Origin of the sequence: Herminiimonas sp. CN, from assembly GCF_000622895.1 — a bacterium.
GTDB lineage: Bacteria > Pseudomonadota > Gammaproteobacteria > Burkholderiales > Burkholderiaceae_D > AVCC01.
Window position 1 is genome coordinate 43799 of sequence record NZ_AVCC01000001.1, and the last position, 14854, is coordinate 58652.

Annotated in this window: 24 protein-coding genes; 3 read left to right on the forward strand and 21 right to left on the reverse strand. The window is 57.9% G+C overall.

The annotated features are described in order from the left end of the window. The first annotated feature begins 10 nt into the window (after window positions 1-10). The 3 genes from queD to ldcA are packed head-to-tail and all read left to right on the forward strand — an operon-like array spanning window position 11 to window position 1873. A complete protein-coding gene (queD, locus tag HMCN_RS0100155; protein WP_025915462.1) occupies window positions 11-460 on the forward strand; it encodes a 6-carboxytetrahydropterin synthase QueD in 450 nt (149 codons plus the stop codon). 4 nt (window positions 461-464) lie between these two features. Then, window positions 465-944 carry a tRNA adenosine(34) deaminase TadA gene (gene tadA / locus HMCN_RS0100160; protein WP_025915463.1) on the forward strand — a complete coding sequence of 160 codons (480 nt, stop codon included), beginning with the start codon at window positions 465-467 and terminating at the stop codon, window positions 942-944. Continuing rightward, window positions 941-1873, forward strand: coding sequence for a muramoyltetrapeptide carboxypeptidase (ldcA, locus tag HMCN_RS0100165; RefSeq protein ID WP_025915464.1), 933 nt, complete (start codon window positions 941-943; stop codon window positions 1871-1873). The genes tadA and ldcA overlap by 4 nt, the downstream gene beginning before the upstream one ends. A 442-nt stretch (window positions 1874-2315) precedes the next feature. Here ldcA and HMCN_RS0100170 read toward each other — a convergent pair whose 3' ends face one another. From HMCN_RS0100170 to HMCN_RS16955, 21 genes are all read right to left on the reverse strand, one after another. Beyond that, a complete protein-coding gene (locus HMCN_RS0100170) occupies window positions 2316-3422 on the reverse strand; it encodes a tyrosine-type recombinase/integrase (protein ID WP_025915465.1) in 1107 nt (368 codons plus the stop codon). Between the two features lies 1 nt (window position 3423). Beyond that, window positions 3424-3606 (reverse strand): excisionase, encoded by a 183-nt coding sequence (locus HMCN_RS16945; protein ID WP_035625107.1) that lies wholly within the window; start codon window positions 3604-3606, stop codon window positions 3424-3426. A gap of 6 nt (window positions 3607-3612) precedes the next feature. Then, a complete protein-coding gene (locus HMCN_RS0100175; RefSeq protein WP_025915466.1) occupies window positions 3613-4029 on the reverse strand; it encodes a hypothetical protein in 417 nt (138 codons plus the stop codon). Between the two features lie 25 nt (window positions 4030-4054). Further along, a complete protein-coding gene (locus tag HMCN_RS18955) occupies window positions 4055-4273 on the reverse strand; it encodes a TraR/DksA family transcriptional regulator (RefSeq protein WP_155837269.1) in 219 nt (72 codons plus the stop codon). Between the two features lie 99 nt (window positions 4274-4372). Beyond that, a complete protein-coding gene (locus tag HMCN_RS0100180) occupies window positions 4373-4774 on the reverse strand; it encodes a hypothetical protein (RefSeq protein WP_025915467.1) in 402 nt (133 codons plus the stop codon). Continuing rightward, the gene (locus HMCN_RS19600) at window positions 4775-5179 is read right to left on the reverse strand and encodes a hypothetical protein (protein WP_025915468.1); all 405 of its coding nucleotides are present in this window, start codon (window positions 5177-5179) and stop codon (window positions 4775-4777) included. It lies immediately after the preceding gene. After that, window positions 5176-5400 (reverse strand): transcriptional regulator, encoded by a 225-nt coding sequence (locus tag HMCN_RS0100190; RefSeq protein ID WP_025915469.1) that lies wholly within the window; start codon window positions 5398-5400, stop codon window positions 5176-5178. Before HMCN_RS0100190 ends, HMCN_RS19600 begins: the two co-directional genes overlap by 4 nt. Then, a complete protein-coding gene (locus HMCN_RS0100195) occupies window positions 5397-5591 on the reverse strand; it encodes a hypothetical protein (RefSeq protein WP_025915470.1) in 195 nt (64 codons plus the stop codon). The genes HMCN_RS0100190 and HMCN_RS0100195 overlap by 4 nt, the downstream gene beginning before the upstream one ends. Continuing rightward, complete coding sequence (locus tag HMCN_RS0100200; RefSeq protein ID WP_025915471.1) at window positions 5588-6139, reverse strand: 3'-5' exonuclease; 552 nt, start codon at window positions 6137-6139, stop codon at window positions 5588-5590. Before HMCN_RS0100200 ends, HMCN_RS0100195 begins: the two co-directional genes overlap by 4 nt. 71 nt (window positions 6140-6210) lie before the next feature. Further along, window positions 6211-6552, reverse strand: a complete 342-nt coding sequence (locus HMCN_RS0100205; RefSeq protein ID WP_025915472.1) for a hypothetical protein — start codon at window positions 6550-6552, stop codon at window positions 6211-6213. A gap of 10 nt (window positions 6553-6562) precedes the next feature. Then, window positions 6563-6802 carry a hypothetical protein gene (locus HMCN_RS18960; protein ID WP_025915473.1) on the reverse strand — a complete coding sequence of 80 codons (240 nt, stop codon included), beginning with the start codon at window positions 6800-6802 and terminating at the stop codon, window positions 6563-6565. A 93-nt stretch (window positions 6803-6895) separates the two neighbouring features. Then, on the reverse strand, window positions 6896-7648 hold the full coding sequence (locus tag HMCN_RS0100215) for a hypothetical protein (RefSeq protein WP_025915474.1): 753 nt from the start codon (window positions 7646-7648) through the stop codon (window positions 6896-6898). Window positions 7649-7686: 38 nt separating this feature from the next. Next, window positions 7687-8100 carry a hypothetical protein gene (locus HMCN_RS0100220; RefSeq protein WP_025915475.1) on the reverse strand — a complete coding sequence of 138 codons (414 nt, stop codon included), beginning with the start codon at window positions 8098-8100 and terminating at the stop codon, window positions 7687-7689. Between the two features lie 70 nt (window positions 8101-8170). Continuing rightward, window positions 8171-8818 carry a hypothetical protein gene (locus tag HMCN_RS0100225; protein ID WP_025915476.1) on the reverse strand — a complete coding sequence of 216 codons (648 nt, stop codon included), beginning with the start codon at window positions 8816-8818 and terminating at the stop codon, window positions 8171-8173. A gap of 42 nt (window positions 8819-8860) precedes the next feature. Beyond that, complete coding sequence (locus HMCN_RS0100230; RefSeq protein WP_025915477.1) at window positions 8861-9445, reverse strand: Nmad5 family putative nucleotide modification protein; 585 nt, start codon at window positions 9443-9445, stop codon at window positions 8861-8863. A 22-nt stretch (window positions 9446-9467) separates the two neighbouring features. Beyond that, window positions 9468-11564, reverse strand: a complete 2097-nt coding sequence (locus tag HMCN_RS0100235) for a hypothetical protein (protein ID WP_081801346.1) — start codon at window positions 11562-11564, stop codon at window positions 9468-9470. Then, window positions 11536-11706 (reverse strand): hypothetical protein, encoded by a 171-nt coding sequence (locus HMCN_RS18965; RefSeq protein ID WP_155837271.1) that lies wholly within the window; start codon window positions 11704-11706, stop codon window positions 11536-11538. Before HMCN_RS18965 ends, HMCN_RS0100235 begins: the two co-directional genes overlap by 29 nt. A 3-nt stretch (window positions 11707-11709) precedes the next feature. Further along, a complete protein-coding gene (locus tag HMCN_RS0100245; RefSeq protein WP_025915479.1) occupies window positions 11710-12507 on the reverse strand; it encodes an FAD-dependent thymidylate synthase in 798 nt (265 codons plus the stop codon). Further along, entirely contained in the window at window positions 12504-13868 is a 1365-nt protein-coding gene (locus tag HMCN_RS0100250; protein WP_025915480.1) for a DEAD/DEAH box helicase, read from the reverse strand. Before HMCN_RS0100250 ends, HMCN_RS0100245 begins: the two co-directional genes overlap by 4 nt. Then, window positions 13868-14134: a hypothetical protein gene (locus HMCN_RS0100255; protein WP_025915481.1), complete on the reverse strand. Its 267-nt coding sequence runs from the start codon at window positions 14132-14134 to the stop codon at window positions 13868-13870. Before HMCN_RS0100255 ends, HMCN_RS0100250 begins: the two co-directional genes overlap by 1 nt. Continuing rightward, window positions 14134-14844, reverse strand: coding sequence for a PD-(D/E)XK nuclease family protein (locus HMCN_RS16955; protein WP_025915482.1), 711 nt, complete (start codon window positions 14842-14844; stop codon window positions 14134-14136). The genes HMCN_RS0100255 and HMCN_RS16955 overlap by 1 nt, the downstream gene beginning before the upstream one ends. Window positions 14845-14854 lie beyond the last annotated feature (10 nt).

Here is a 14854-nt window from a genome sequence, read left to right on the forward strand (position 1 = left end):
AATACACATCATGTTGACAATTACCCGCAAGCTGGAATTCGATGCCGGTCATCGCATTCCCGACCACAAAAGCCAATGCCGCAACCTGCACGGGCATCGCTATACCCTGCTCATTACGCTGGTCGGCGCGGTGATCGAGGAGGAGGGGCAATCGGACAACGGCATGATCATGGATTTTTCCGATATCAAGGCGCTGGCCAAGACCCATCTGGTCGATCTGTGGGACCATGCTTTCCTGGTATATCGCGGCGATGGCGCGGTACGAGAATTTCTCGACAGCATGCCGGAACACAAGACCGTGGTGCTGGAGCGGATCCCGACGGTCGAGAATCTGGCCCGGGCCGCTTTCGACATTCTGAAAGAGGTATACAAGGACAGATACGGCACCGGTTTGTCCCTGAGTAAGATCACGCTGTATGAAACGCCCAATTGCTGGGCTGAAGTCGATGCCGGCGGCTAATGCAATGGATGATGCGTTCTTCATGGCGCAGGCGCTGGAGCAGGCGCAAAAAGCCTGGGATCTGGGCGAAGTGCCGGTCGGCGCAGTGCTGGTCAGGGATGGCAGGATCGTGGCGGTCGGCTGCAATCAGCCGATAGGCGCGCACGACCCGACCGCCCATGCGGAAATCATGGCCTTGCGGGCGGCAGCGCAGGTACTGGGCAATTACCGGCTGCCCGGTTGCGATTTGTACGTGACGCTGGAGCCGTGCGCGATGTGCGCAGGAGCGATGATGCATGCGCGCTTGTCGCGCGTCATTTATGGTACGACCGACCCGAAAACCGGCGCTTGCGGCTCGATCATCGACCTGTTCGCGCAACAGCAGTTGAATCACCACACCGCAGTGGTCGGTGGCGTGCTGGCGCAGGAGTGCAGCACGCTGCTGAAGGATTTTTTTGCAGAGCGCCGCCGGATGCAGCAAAATCAGTCCTTGGGAATCCAATGACGGCAAATATTCTTCCCGCAGGCCGCAACATCGGCGTTGCCATCGTCGCGCCGAGCGGTTATCCGCCCGACGACTGCGTGCTTGCGCGCGGTATTGCGCTGCTGCAGGCGCAAGGCTGCCGGATTCACAACTATTATGAGCCGGCTGCCAGCTATCAGCGCTTCGGCGGCACGCCGGCGTCCTGCCAGGCGCAATTGCACGCTGCCGCCGCTAACCCCGACGTGCAGATCGTCATGGCCGTGCGCGGCGGCTACGGCTTGTCGCGCCTGCTGCCGGCGCTGGATCTGGCGCAACTGGCCGCCAGCGGCAAACTGTTCGTCGGCCACAGCGACTTCACCGTGCTGCAGATGGCCTTGCTGGCACAGGCCGGCGCGGTCAGCTTCGCCGGCCCGATGCTGTGCAGCGATTTCGGCCGCGAGGATGCCAGCGCATTCACCCTCCGGCATTTCTGGGATTGCCTGGAGTCGGACACGCATCGGATCACGGTGCCGGCGGCCGGCAACCCGGCGGTGGATGTCGGCGGCACCCTGTGGGGCGGCAACCTGACGATCCTGAACCATCTGCTCGGTACGCCGTATTTTCCGCAGATCAGGAACGGCATCCTGTTCATCGAGGACATCAACGAACATCCGTACCGGATCGAGCGCATGCTGCTGCAACTGCTGCACGCCGGCGTTTTGGCGCAGCAGAGGGCGATCCTGCTGGGCGATTTTTCCGGCTACCGCGTCACCGACTACGACCGCGGCTACGATTTCAATGCGATGCTGGCCTTCATCCGTTCGCAACTGACGATCCCGGTACTGACCGGCCTGCCTTTCGGCCACGTGGCCGACAAGCTGACGCTGCCGGTGGGTGGCCACGCGCATCTGGCGTCGGATGCAAGCGCGTTTCAGCTCACGCTTTCTGCCTATCCGAATCTGCTGTCTTAATATACTGCAATTAGTATATTTTAATGTCGCAATGAATATGCGTGAAAATTGGCATATTTTTGCAAAATAGGATGGAGTATGTGAAATGCGGCTGGCGCCGGCGTGCAATATCCAAAAGCACATCCCGCCAAAGACACGAAAAAACGAGGCAAGGAGTGCATGCTTGCGCCGGCACTGCTTGCAGCCATCTTGCGGCGCATATATCTCGGTGAAGCCCTTTCGTGTCTTGCTTGCGCTAAACCCATCCATCCCGTGTCGGGCCGCAGCAAAGCCAAAATAAGCGCTTGACTTACAAGGTATAATAAGCAGTTATTCAGTTCACGTTTTTAAAGGCTTTCGTAGTGTTATCTACAGCAAACACACAGACAGGCTGCAGCCCTTTGTTTACGCGGGTTTCCGAAAAATTCTGAAAATTTTAGTAATAGATTAGTAATGGCCAGGCTCATTTTACGGCCGAAATAACCTGCCACCCGGAGCCACGCAAGTCATCATAAGTGGCTGTCATGTTGGCGTTTTTATGCCCCAACATGGACTGCGCGAACGCCGCACCGTATTGCTCCTTGTATAACCTTTCGGACAGACTGCGGATTTCGTGGAACGATGGCGGAGTGCGTCCTTCGCCCGCCCCGATGCCGGCGGCGATGCGGGCGCGTTTGAAAGCATCCGTCAGACCGTTCAGTGAGACAGCGTCACCCGGTTTAGCTGCGGGCCTCAAGACCGTGTGATGGATCATGAACGGACTGACGATGCGGTCGCGGCATTGCCGTACTGCGTCGGCGATCGACATGCCGACCGCGTCGAGCCGGATCGAGGCATCCTGCTGCAGCCGGACCTTGCCTTGGGATTTGCCTTGAATCACATACAGATAACCGTCTCGCAGGTCAGCGAATTTGGCCTCGCAGATATCCTCGCGGCGTTGTGCTGTCATGAGTGCCAAGTCCATGGCGTTGACGACCCAGGAAGGGGCCTTCGCCCTGATGGCAAGATATTGCTCCAGCGACAAGCGTTCGCGTAATACCGTGCGGTCCGGCACGTACGTTGGCGCGATCGGGTTCTTGCCGACCTCGATCATGCCCAGCGTTTCTGCCATGCGGAACATATCCGACATGCGTGCGCGCATGCTGGTGGCTGCGCCCGGGCCGCTGTCTTTTTCGATGTCGGTGAGAAACACCGCGACATGCGCGGTAGTGATGTCCCTGACCGCCATCCAGGCGAAGCTGGCCTCAGTGATGCGTCTCAAGTAGTAAGTGGCGCTGCGCAGGGTCGCGACAGACGGGTTCGTTTTCTCGGCCCACTTTACTTTGTACTGCGGCGCCCATTCCGCTAACGTAAGATGCTGCACGCCAGTAACCCAGGTAGCCAGGGTCGAGGGCGTCATGTTGGCCAGCACTGCATTGGCGGCGCGCGCTTCGCGGAACGCGGCAGCCTTGTCGGTGCCGACCCCTTTGCGCTTACCGCTCTGCGGATTGCGGTAGGAGAAGTAGCCCTTATTATCCAGGTAGAGGTTGGGCGGGAAGCCTTTGCGCCGGGCACTACGTTCGCTGCTCATATCAATCTCCTTGATACTTGGCGCTCCGCTCCACGAAATACAACTTGCCGTACTTGACAGGTTGTGGAGTGATACGACCCTCCCTGGCCCATCTACGCAGAGTGTTCGCGCAGGGGGCATGCTTGCCGAGCAGACTCTCGGCCCAGTCCGTGAGGGGGAGCAGGCGAGGGGGAGTATCGTTCATGTCGTTCTACTTTGTCTTGATCGTGATCATCAGGCTCGGCAGGTCGATGGTGATCGTGCCGCCGTCGTCCGTGATCAAAATGTTGGGTTTGTCGAGTATTGCCCTGCGCCGACCGCCGGTCTGCGCGTTATAAATGGTCTGTACTGCTTCGGCGAAACCTCCCGCGTTTTCTGCAGCGTCCCTATTGCGCCACGAGTAGGCCCAGCGTGAGCTGTCGTTGGAGCCATGCGGAGCCTGAAATGGGCTCCGCGTAACCTTGCCCCTACGCCACAGATTCCCCAGGTAGTCCGACACCCGGTTGGCGCTGGCGGCGAGCTTGCGCACATCCTCTTTGTCGTACAAGTCGACACAGGTTAGGGGCCGATCACCTTCCTTCAACAACTCTTCAATCAACCTGTAAAGCCCTGATTCTGTCTTGCTCATAAAACCCCCTTATATGGGGGTTTTATCACCCCCGGTAATGTTTGTCGTGTTTTTCAATACGTTCTTGGCAGGGCACGCAGTTGTAATAACCTGCGTCGACCCGGTCAGTAGGGATGGCCGCCCCGCAAGAACAGTCGCCGTCGAAATCATCAGGGCGTTTTTGACGGCTACGTGCGCCGTTAATCCCTGCCTCTATTATAGAGTTCATCAGCGCGTCTGCTATTTCTAGATACTTCTCGTCCATTATTTATTCGCTTGGTCAGGTAATATAACAGCAGGGTGGTGGAAATAATGCGATATGTCGCTGTTACGACTCGCGCTGTGGTAAATAGTGGCTCTAATGTCATGGCGGTCCTCCTGTGGTGTGAGCGATCCATCGTGCTATCTCTACACGCGATCTAAGCTGTTTCTTAAAATCGGCGCAAGAGAGAGGACGTTCCCAGGCGAGGTTTTCGAGTATGACCCCGCCTTCCTTACAGCCCACGATGACGGCCAGGTTACGGCCTTCGAAGTGCCTGCCTCCGCCCCAATCTTTTTGCAGATCGGACAGAGTGACATCGACCGGCGTAGAGTCGCGCTTGGGCAGCACCACGAACTTGTACTCGACCCAGAGGTCTGCCAGACCGGAGAACCAGAAGTCCCATGTTCCCCCGCGATAAGGGTTGTGCATCTTTTCCCGGTGGAGGTCGGCAGGGAGATGCTTGTGGACCCCGGCGTAGAAAGTCGTCTCCGGTTTGGCAGCCATCTACCGCGGAGCCTTCAGGAACGACGCCAGCACAGTCTCGTCGATAAGGAGCATGCCGATGGGCGTGCCCGTCTCGTAAAAGATGTCTTCCTTCGGGCTCTGCGCCTCGGGCTGTCGTTCGGGCTGGTTCGCCGCTTCCCGCCGGATCAAGTCGGTTTCGACCAGCCGGGCATAGCCGATGATATCGGTCCAGCTGTCGATGTAGTCTGGATCGCCGTTGAGGATGCGGCCGATCTTGTGGACGACCATCTCCAGCGCTTCCTTCTGGTCGCGCCGCAACTTGGCCCAGTTCGAGCTTGGGCTGTTGGCCATGACGTCTTTCAGCCCCTGGGTGATGTGGGCATGGCCGTCAAACTCGCCGTAGCGGGCGCCGCGTTCGGCCAGGGTGGTGTCGATACCGCTCATGTCGCACCCCGCAAATGTGCGATCAGCTCGGCTTCGCCCGGGCACGCTTCCTCTGCCTTGATTTCACCGGCAGTACCCTTGTCGAGAACCAGAGCAGACTTGATGCTGACTGCCACACTCCCATGCAGCATCTTACTGATCATCGGCGGCGTCAGCCCGGTGACCCGGCTCAACTTCGCCGCGGTGTTGCCCGGCGCACTTAACCATTGCTTCAGATTCATACCACCACCCCGTTCTCATTCAGCCATCCCAGCAAACCGGCCTTGTCGGTCGGAACGTCATGTTCAGCGGTCTGAACATTGCGGTAACCTTCTTTCTTCAGCGCTACACGCTGCTTGCTGGCATCCGCCTGGGAGCCGGCCCAGCGTGCATGGACATCGCCGTTCTCTCCGGCGGTTTGATAAAGTTTCATGCTGCCTCCTTCATGGTTTTGTAATATTCATGCAGCTGCTGTGCCTGATGAATGGCGTCGGTCAGTGCATTGTGTTTGAGCGCGTTCGTCAGTTTTGCCGCGTTCTTGGCGAACGGCAGTTTCTTGAACGTGCGGTAGCAGTTGGTGTTGTAGAACTTCCACGGCACGATCAGGCCGTGCGTGGAGTACGCATGCGCCAGCATCGGGATGTCGAAGTCAGCGCCGTTACTCCAGACCTGATAATCCTCGTGGTCGATCCATGCCGCGAGATCGTCCAGCGCGACACCGAGGACAACTTTCGGTTCGCGGAATACTTGTTGCGCTTCGGCTGATTGCTTGAACCACCACAGCAGGGCGTCCTCGCTGATGTGCCGGCCCGCCTCGGTGTTACTGTCGATCGAGACCGACGCATAGAACGCATCGTCGCCAATTTTTCCTGTATCTGGGTTGAACTTGACTGCGCCGATGCTTAAGATTACCGCGTCGGCGCGAGTGCCCAAGGTTTCAAGGTCGAACATGATTGCCGGATACTTGACTGCTTTACTCATTGCTTTCCTCGCGAAAAGAGTCCCTGCAGGGCAGGGACTCGTGATGCACTACGAACGGAGATGTTTCAGTCTTATGCGGCTGCTTGCGCTTGTGCGTCGTTGGCGGCGGCCGGTATCGCCTTCTCCGCGGCGGCGACGGCTTTCTCAGCGGCGGTGACGGCCTTGTTGAGTTCCTTGACGGTAACGGCATGGGCTTTGACAGCAGCAGCGTGTTCTTTCATATACGCTTTGATGGTGTCCTCATGAGCCTTGGCGGCAGCTTTGGTCGCAGATGCATGTGTTTTATCCGCTGCGGTGACCGCAGCGATTGCGTTCTTGTGTGCGGTCTTGGCGTCCTTCAGTGCAGAAGAGGCGGCGATCTTGACGGCCTTGATTTCGGACTGGGACAGGATTTTCGATTGGGTGCGTGCCATGATGTTTCCTTTAATTTTCGGTTTGTGTGCGGGATGCACGGTATTTTTCGTTGAGCGTCGACACGTACCAGAGCTCGTTGAGCCGGGCGGCTCTTGAGATAAGACGGTCTACGATCGATTTGCGACGCGAAGATTGCGATTCGAGATCGAGGCAGGCCAGGATTTCTTCCTCAGTCAGCTCAGACAGAACATTGTTCAGTTTACTGACGGAAGCAAGTGCTTGACCTACGTACCAGCTGCGAATCGCCATCTTTTACTCCGTTACGGATACTACTCCGCAGTTGCTAAAAAGAAAAGTTCTAATGTAGAACGGCTTGATCTATATTTAGAGAATAGATCGGAGTTACCGACGACGCGCCGGGGCAGTTGCTTTTTTCGGCGGCGCCGACTCGAACTGCGATACGTCCGGTTCGGTCTTCAGTCGGGTCATCGCTTCCTCCTTACGGGCGAAGCAGACTTCCAGGTCTTCGTTTGGTTCCGGGTTGCCGAAACGCAGCGAGGCGTAAGTCAGCGACTCGTCGAACGAGACTTCCGTCACCACCGAGACCGGCGGCAGCTGGAATGAACGCACTACCGAGGTGACGTAGGCGTCGAACGCTTTCAACGCCGTCGGCGATACCTTTAGAATCCATAACGGTGTGTCAGCTGTGGCGCCGGGAGGCAGTACGGCCAGCACGCGGGAGTTCTTGCAGGCCTTGCCGTTGCCGGCCGAACCGAACTGGTTCATCGGGCATGCGCCGCATGCGGATGCTTGTTTCACCGGACTGTTCTCGCTCGGCACCATCTGGGTCGGGTTGGAGCCGATCGAGAAGCAGGCCGGCGGCGAGATGTTATTCGGATCGTAGGCGCCCTCGTAGAAGCTGTTGGCCGACACGAAGTCGACGATCACCAGCTTGATCGGGCCGGCCGACTTGGTGCCATCCGGGAACTCGAACTTCTTGTCCTGGGTGACCTTGATACTGTCGCCGCCGGGGGCGCCGACGCGCGATGCCATGTCGGTGACCTCCTTGGCGAGCAGCGCGCGGATGTCGACGATGTTGCCGGCAGTGGTTTTCTTGACTGCGACTGCGGTTCCTGCTGGTTTCTTTGTGGCCATGATGTTCTTTCAGACTGAGGGATTGAGGGGATTGAGGATTAAGCCTTGACAGCCAAACTTCTCAGGTTGATACGCCGTTTTACAAAGGCCGTGAGGCCGGGAAGCTGCCCTTTGGACTCGAAGATTTCTCGAGCAGCTACTTCTGAAACCCGTCGCTGGAACAAGTGGAAGTACTTGGTCTTAGCGACGTACTTCGCAAATGCATCGAAGTCGGTGATGTTGAAACTGGTGGCGCTGGTGATGCTGACGCTGGCGGACTTACCCTTGCCGGCATCGGTCTCTTCTGCATCGAGTCTTTCGAAGAGTGTAGACTCAGCGGCGGCAATCTTCCCTTCGATCTCTTTGATCTCAGCCTCCTTGGCACGCTTGATTTCGCGCAGCTCCCATAGTGTATCGATAGCTTTGCCGAGGGTCAGGGTTTTGGCGGCGGGCCGCAGTGCAACGACTGTCATGATTGTACTCCTTTATGTTATGAATCGTAAATAGATACGATGTAGATCGTAGTAGATAGTAGAGCGGTGGTCAAGCAAACTCCTTGAATTGGATTGATCTGACGGCACCGATCATTCGGGCGAACCACATCGGGTTGCCGGAAACATCGACTTTGGCCGGAGCGTCGGTGTAGTCGACTTCATCCAGCGGGACGTCGAGGTTGGCGCGCAGCCAATACTCGCTACGCCCGTGCATGGACATGCCCAGCTTGGTCCGCAGCAGCACCTGGGTTGCCAGCAACTTGGCTCTGCGCGCCGCAGATGACGCCGCTTTCGGGTTGGTGATAACGTCGAGGTCGATACCCTTGACGGAGGCCAGGTCGATCTTGCCGTCCGGGCCATACTTCAGGTATCCGCCGACACCGTTGAACACCACGCCGTCGATGGCGAAAGCCCGCTCTTTGCTTGGCCGGCGTCCATTGAACGAAGGTAAGGTACGGCTGCCGACATATTTGCCGGTGAACTCCATGATCCGCGCCAGCGTGGTGTTGGAGGTCCAGCCGGTGCATATCTGCATCGTGCCGTCTGGGTAGAAGCGCACGATGTCGGTGTCGAAGTGCCGAACCGCCAGATGATCGCCACGGTCCATAACCCGGGTATTGTTGCCAACCGGCTTGCCTACAGACCGATTGCGCGCGGTCTTGAGTGCGTCTTCACAGCGCTGGTGGTTCCATGCCATGATGGTTCTCCTTGGGATTAAGCGGATTAAGCGGACTGAGTACTAAGCGTGCGTAGCTGGCTGCACCTTGAACCCGGCAGCCAGCAACTGTGACAGCAGGTTCTCAGTCGATGCCACGATCGGGTAATCCCGGGTGATCTTCGGGATGTGCGGCTCCAGCTCCGGCATGCGCTCCAGCAGCCGTTCGGTGGTGGTGCAGGAGCGCAGGAACGCCGTCATCTCGTCCTCTAGCGCCCAGTGCGCTTCGGCGAGTTTTTCGGCGCGCTGGTAGATTGGCAAGATCAGTTCGTAGTCCTGAGCAGTCAGGTTGCAGTCGAAGATGGCTGGGGTGACAAGGCATTCGAACTGCGTCGTGCCGTCCCACATATGCCGTCCGTCTAGGCGCTCGCGGTTGAACGCATTTTCGATAGCGTGTTTACTGTTTACATTTACGCGAGCTGTCCCCTGGAACCATTCTCTCGGGGCACCGGTGGTAAGGGCTTTAAACTCATCCGGTATTTTCGCATCCATGAGCTTGCGTACCAGGGCGCTCATTTCGCGCTCGATATCTTCCTTGTCCGTTTTAAATGTCGTTGCCGCGAGTACATTGCCGAGGATTTCTGCGCGGAGTGCTTTACTTAATTTCATGTCGTTCCTTATGGGTTAAAAGTTATTTGGAATAATTCTCAGCGAAGCCCCCCTCGGAATTGAGGGGCAGGTCCGGGCACCATGGCAGTGGAGTGCGCATGGCTTTGATCAACTCGCGGTACGCTGCTTCGGCCGAGGCCTTACGCACGCATAGGACGACTTCGTCATGGGTCGTCATCACCACGCGGCGCTTCGCACCCGCAGCCAGCATCTGTTCCATGACTACGATCCGGGCCAACGCCTGTACGATGTTCTCGCACAGCAGCCCGCCGTAGATTTTCTTGCGCATGTCCTTCGACTGATACGACCATTCGTCCCAGCCCTTGTCGCCGATCTTCTTTTTCAAGTCCGGGTATTTCAGGCACATGCCGTTGGGCAGCCAGATGCGCTCCTTCTCCCAGCTGAGCGGACCGTGCGAGCCTTCCCGGCCGGCGGCCATGTCTTCGATGACGCCCTTGCAGATTTCCCAACCAGCGACGATCTTCCAGTTCTTGCGGCGGTAGGTGTTGACGATCGTCTTGCAGCGATCGAGGTCGAAGAACACCGGCGGGCCGCCCAGTGCGCCCTTGGCCAGGGTGATCTGGAACTTGGGTGCGCCCATCTGGAAGCCGAGGCCCAGAACGCAGACTTTGCCGACGAAGCGCTCCATCTTGTCGTCCTTGGTGATCTCCCTGCCGTAGACGTGATCGGCGAAATTGCAGTACGCGTCGCGCCCGGTGCCGGCGTCTGCGGCTACGAACGCTTGCATCAAGTCGTCCTGCCCCCACAGCCAGCCGTTGACCCGGCACTCGATCTGGCCGGAGTCGCCGACCACCAGGACATGGCCTTTCGGCGCCAGAATCGACAGGCGCAGCTCGCCGCCTCGGGTCAGGTTCTGCATGTTCATCTTGTTGTTGCCGCCCATGCGACCGGTGTGCGCGCGATAGTAGGCGTACCCGACCGGCAGCGGCATGCCGTCTGCCCCGGCTTTCAGGAACCGCTCAGCGCGTGTGACGTTGGTAGTGGACTTCACCGCCAGCCGACAGTCGACTAGATTGCGGATGCGCTCCTGGCGCAGGGCCAGCTTGGCGATGTCTTTCTTGTGGTTGAGGTTAAGGTCGCTCGCCCACTCCTCGTGCATCTCGGGCAGATTGATGAAGTCGGCGTCGTCCTTGGCGAACGCATACGAGTACTTGTCGGCGTCATCGCGCTCGGCTGCCGGCTTCTTCATCCAGGCTGGGCTGATCTTGGTCGGTGGCTCGATGCCCTCGGCGCGCAGCAGGTCGGCGAAACGCTCATTGCTGCCGATGACGCGCTTGACCATCAGCATCAGGCGCTCCTTACCTTCCAACTCACGCTCCGGCCTGGTCTTGAGCAGTTCCTTCTCCGGGTACTGGGTGACGTCGACGATGTTGCTCATCAGGTCTTCGCGGTACTTGATCTCGCGCGCCAGCTCGACCTCGACCCTCGGGATGTCGACTTTCAGCACCGGGTCGCAGAACATGCGGATCGTCATGTCAATCAGCTTTAGCTCGGAAGCGGGGTAGACCTCCAGCATCTTTTCAAAAATCAGCAGGGTCAGCTCGACGTCCATCGCGCAGTACTCGGCCATGTCCTTGTAGAGCTGCTTAGGCAGGTTCTGCACGCCCTTGCTCTGCTCCAGTACGTCTGGGATTTTGTTGCCTACCCCATAATACTGAGCGACTTCGTCGAGAGAAGCGCCAATATCATTGCTATGAAGGCCGCGCGCCATCGAAAGCGTGTCATAGTAAGTTCGCGGAACAACACCATGATGATGGGAAAGTATAAAACCGTCAAAAGCAGTGTTATGGCAAAGGAGATCATGGGTCTTCCAGTCGATCGTTTTGAGGAGGGCGGCGATCTTCGACGTCGGCACTACCTTGGTCTTGCGCTTGCCGATCTTGATCCCGACCATGTGCGCCTTGAAACGCGGGTCGCGGATGTATTCGGAAGTACTGAGTTTCCTGAGCGTGTAATCGGCGTCCCAGTAGGTCTCGTAATCGAGCACTACGAGATGCGCCCAGTCGATCTTAGAGCGTAAGACTGCCGGGCGTGAAAAGGCGGGCTCCGGCGTAGCCTCGGATACGGCGTTAGACCAGGACATTGTTTTCCTTTGCATCGATTTCTGCGTACAGTCGATTAATCTCGTCCAGCATGCCCCAGGTCTCTTCTTCGTTTGCGTCGATCTCGTCAGAGAGCAGACTGATACGAGCCTTTATCTCGTCGAGCGTCATCGCCGAGGTGGGTGTAAATTTAGTCATGGCTCAAATCCCTTCTTGGCAGCGGTAAGATTGCCAGCCGCGGAAGTTCGCGTGCTGTATGTCATTTTCAGCGTCGGCAAAGGCGACATGCTCGAACGGCGAGGCATGGCCGCAGTCCCTGAGCATGATAGCCAGCGCTATGTCCTTGTCGATGCTCGGTGCCGAACCGTCGTGATTCAGGTAGGAGACCCGGGCACAACGGGCCGCAGAAATTAGGCTGATGTCCTCTTCGGGCAGAGCATTTATTTCCTCGCCGGAGATGTAGGGGGCATGCCCGATGCGCTCGATCGGCACCGAAGCGTCCATCGCTTCCTTCATCGCCCGTGCCAGTTCGTGGATATTCGGATCGGCAGCGGGGTGCAGTCGCAGCCTGAAGAAGTTATCCCAGGCAGTGGCGGTGACGATCGTATGCATCCATTGGAACGGTTCGAGGATGCGGTTGACGACCTGTTTGTGCAGGCCTAGGTTAGCCATAGGGCCGGCGATGTTGGCTGCCTGCCGCGCAGCCTCCGACCAGAGCTGCTTCGCGCTTTCAAGTTTGGTTCCGACCAGTTCCACACCGGCCTGCATCCCCGGCTGATTGCTGCCCCAATGAATCGGTATGGCCGGGTCGTTGCGCACTTGTTCAATCATCTTGGCGACCGGGATGGCGCGGGACGATGAGGCGTTGCGGGAAAATACGCGGTGGGTCATGAACTCGCTGTGAATGAAGCGCGGATAGACTAGCTGCAGCGTGGTCAGGCGCGCACCGGTCGGCGACACGCTGTCGAGAACGACCTTGGCGGAAGTAGTAGTTTTCATGCCGCTTTCTCCTCCGCAAACAAGCTCAGTAAGTTTGTCATTTTTGAATCCTTCTCCAGTAATCGTGCGTAGACTTTCTGTTCGATCGTGCCCTCGGCAAGGATCACGATGATTTCGGTTTTTTCCTTCTGACCGGCGCGCGCCTGGCGCTTGTTGCCCTGGCTGAAGTGCTCCAGGTCGTAGGTCGGCGAGGCCCAGATCGTGGTCGAGCCGCGCGTCAAGGTCAGGCCATGCGCGGCGGACTTCGGGTGCGCGAACATCACGTCATAGAATCCGGCCTGGTAATGTTTCACCATGTCGGTGCGCTCGCGGTCGGAGGCGTTACCGTCCATCACGCAGTAGGTCAGTCCACGTTTCTCGGCCTGCTTGATCAGTTCGTCTCTTTGATGCTTCCAGAGGAAGAACACCAGAGGGTGCTTGCGGTCCTCGACCAGGTCGAGGACCAGCTCGTAACGGCCGGTGTCAACGACGTGATACGTGTCCTCGTTTTCATACACGGCGCCGGACGCGATCTGCAGTAGTTTGGTGGTGACGGCGGCGGCGTTGATGGCCGTTACCTTGGTATTGGCCTTGAGCGACATGATCTGGGTCTTCTCCATCTCCAGATAGGCCTTCTTCTGCTTGGCACTCAAGTGGTACTGCATCGTGTAGCTGTGGGTGGCAGGGATGTCGATGCAGTCCTCGAATTTGTGACGGATCGTAATGTCCGCGATCAGCCCGTAGATCGCTTCTTCCGAGCCGTCCTTGTCGACCCACTTGACCATGTTCGGCAGCGGCCCGACTTGCTCCGGCGCGCACACTGCGGCCCGGAAACCGAAGAACTGGCTGCCCAGGCGCTTGCCGTCGTCGAGGATTTGCACCGGGTTCCAGATGTCGCAGATGGTGTTGCTGTTGGGCGTGCCGGACATCACGCTGCGATACCTGAAATATTTTCTGATCTTGTTGAGCGCCTTGGAGCGAGCGCTGGTGTGATGCTTAAAACTTGATACTTCGTCAACTATTAATGTGTCGAACTTCTTGAAGAAGGCCGGCTTCTGCTTCAGCAGCCAGGTGACGGCGTCGATATTGGTGATGTAGACGTCGGCGTCGGCGGCGAAGGCCTTCTCGCGGTTCTCCGCATACGCGACCGAGCAGCTGATCTGCGGCGCGAACTTGCCGAAGTCGTCTTCCCACGCGGAGCGCAGCAGGGACTTGGGGGCGATGACGATCGCGCAGCCACCGGACTTTTTGCGGCGCTTGGCAAAGGCCATGATCTGCACAAATGTTTTTCCCGTACCTGGGTCGCTCATGTCGAAGATGATGTCGGACTTGTCCATGACCTTCAGGGAGAAGGTCTGGTGTTTCATCGGTTTGTAATCCATCAATGCACCTCTCTTGGGCTGACGCGCGGTAACGTCGCGTTGATCCGGCACGACTCAACCAACGTGTCGTACATGTTCGGGGTTGCGAAGTCGGCGTGGGTTACGAATGACACCTGCATGCTGAATAACAGCACCGCGGGGTCAGTGAGTGGGTCTTTCTCGTATAGGCAAGATTCGATGACTGCGTTGTGTAAGCCCTGTGTCAGGATCAGTAAATCGGGCGACGGGTTGCCGACCGAGGCGAGGGCGGATGAGAAGCGGTTCATCACACGCCCCGTTCACAGTGGCCGGTGCCGCTGGGACCGTATGGGCACCACTTGCAATTGAAAATGTTCGGAGAAGCTGGGAACTCGGTGCATTCCGTCATCGCGAAGCCCTTCTTGGTGAAGTTGTGCTTGAATCGCAGTCCCTGCTGGCGGGTGAAGGTGTTCTGGGTCAGGTCATCGACGTCCAGGTACCAGAGTTCGGTGTGGATCAGTTCGAGCTTCGGGTAACGCAGAAAGGACACCAGCTGGTAGAGCTGGACCTGTTCGGCATGGCTGACTTCGTTGCCGAACTTCTTGCCGGATTTGTAGTCGATGATTACCGCTTCGTATTCAGACAGATGGACGATCGCGTCGAGTTTGAGGCGTAGCCAGGCTTCCTTGGCGCGCCACTCGACCGGCTCCCAGTTGCTATCCATGGCCCACTCGCCTTCGGTAGAGACCATGCCGTCTTTGTAGAGCTTCTGTAGAGAGTCGAACTCGGCTTGGAACTTGCCCATCTCGCGGCCGAACGGACCTTGCCCCTTGACGTAGTTCTCTGCTTCGTCATGGATGCGTGAGCCGCGATCATTGGCGTGCTCGGTCTTGCCGGGCGGTAGCGGGCGCTCCGGCTCCGGGATTTTCTGTCCGTACTGGAGTTGTGCTCGCAGCTTGCACTGGCCGAAGGTCTTGGCTTTGGAAATGCTCCACTGGGTGATCGGGATAATCTTCATGTCTACTACT

Coding starts and splice junctions, on each gene's coding strand:
- queD (WP_025915462.1), top strand. CDS start 11: ATGTTGACAATTACCCGCAAGCTGGAATTCGATGCCGGTCATCGCATT.
- tadA (WP_025915463.1), top strand. CDS start 465: ATGGATGATGCGTTCTTCATGGCGCAGGCGCTGGAGCAGGCGCAAAAA.
- ldcA (WP_025915464.1), top strand. CDS start 941: ATGACGGCAAATATTCTTCCCGCAGGCCGCAACATCGGCGTTGCCATC.
- HMCN_RS0100170 (WP_025915465.1), bottom strand. CDS start 3,422: ATGAGCAGCGAACGTAGTGCCCGGCGCAAAGGCTTCCCGCCCAACCTC.
- HMCN_RS16945 (WP_035625107.1), bottom strand. CDS start 3,606: ATGAACGATACTCCCCCTCGCCTGCTCCCCCTCACGGACTGGGCCGAG.
- HMCN_RS0100175 (WP_025915466.1), bottom strand. CDS start 4,029: ATGAGCAAGACAGAATCAGGGCTTTACAGGTTGATTGAAGAGTTGTTG.
- HMCN_RS18955 (WP_155837269.1), bottom strand. CDS start 4,273: ATGGACGAGAAGTATCTAGAAATAGCAGACGCGCTGATGAACTCTATA.
- HMCN_RS0100180 (WP_025915467.1), bottom strand. CDS start 4,774: ATGGCTGCCAAACCGGAGACGACTTTCTACGCCGGGGTCCACAAGCAT.
- HMCN_RS19600 (WP_025915468.1), bottom strand. CDS start 5,179: ATGAGCGGTATCGACACCACCCTGGCCGAACGCGGCGCCCGCTACGGC.
- HMCN_RS0100190 (WP_025915469.1), bottom strand. CDS start 5,400: ATGAATCTGAAGCAATGGTTAAGTGCGCCGGGCAACACCGCGGCGAAG.
- HMCN_RS0100195 (WP_025915470.1), bottom strand. CDS start 5,591: ATGAAACTTTATCAAACCGCCGGAGAGAACGGCGATGTCCATGCACGC.
- HMCN_RS0100200 (WP_025915471.1), bottom strand. CDS start 6,139: ATGAGTAAAGCAGTCAAGTATCCGGCAATCATGTTCGACCTTGAAACC.
- HMCN_RS0100205 (WP_025915472.1), bottom strand. CDS start 6,552: ATGGCACGCACCCAATCGAAAATCCTGTCCCAGTCCGAAATCAAGGCC.
- HMCN_RS18960 (WP_025915473.1), bottom strand. CDS start 6,802: ATGGCGATTCGCAGCTGGTACGTAGGTCAAGCACTTGCTTCCGTCAGT.
- HMCN_RS0100215 (WP_025915474.1), bottom strand. CDS start 7,648: ATGGCCACAAAGAAACCAGCAGGAACCGCAGTCGCAGTCAAGAAAACC.
- HMCN_RS0100220 (WP_025915475.1), bottom strand. CDS start 8,100: ATGACAGTCGTTGCACTGCGGCCCGCCGCCAAAACCCTGACCCTCGGC.
- HMCN_RS0100225 (WP_025915476.1), bottom strand. CDS start 8,818: ATGGCATGGAACCACCAGCGCTGTGAAGACGCACTCAAGACCGCGCGC.
- HMCN_RS0100230 (WP_025915477.1), bottom strand. CDS start 9,445: ATGAAATTAAGTAAAGCACTCCGCGCAGAAATCCTCGGCAATGTACTC.
- HMCN_RS0100235 (WP_081801346.1), bottom strand. CDS start 11,564: ATGCAAAGGAAAACAATGTCCTGGTCTAACGCCGTATCCGAGGCTACG.
- HMCN_RS18965 (WP_155837271.1), bottom strand. CDS start 11,706: ATGACTAAATTTACACCCACCTCGGCGATGACGCTCGACGAGATAAAG.
- HMCN_RS0100245 (WP_025915479.1), bottom strand. CDS start 12,507: ATGAAAACTACTACTTCCGCCAAGGTCGTTCTCGACAGCGTGTCGCCG.
- HMCN_RS0100250 (WP_025915480.1), bottom strand. CDS start 13,868: ATGGATTACAAACCGATGAAACACCAGACCTTCTCCCTGAAGGTCATG.
- HMCN_RS0100255 (WP_025915481.1), bottom strand. CDS start 14,134: ATGAACCGCTTCTCATCCGCCCTCGCCTCGGTCGGCAACCCGTCGCCC.
- HMCN_RS16955 (WP_025915482.1), bottom strand. CDS start 14,844: ATGAAGATTATCCCGATCACCCAGTGGAGCATTTCCAAAGCCAAGACC.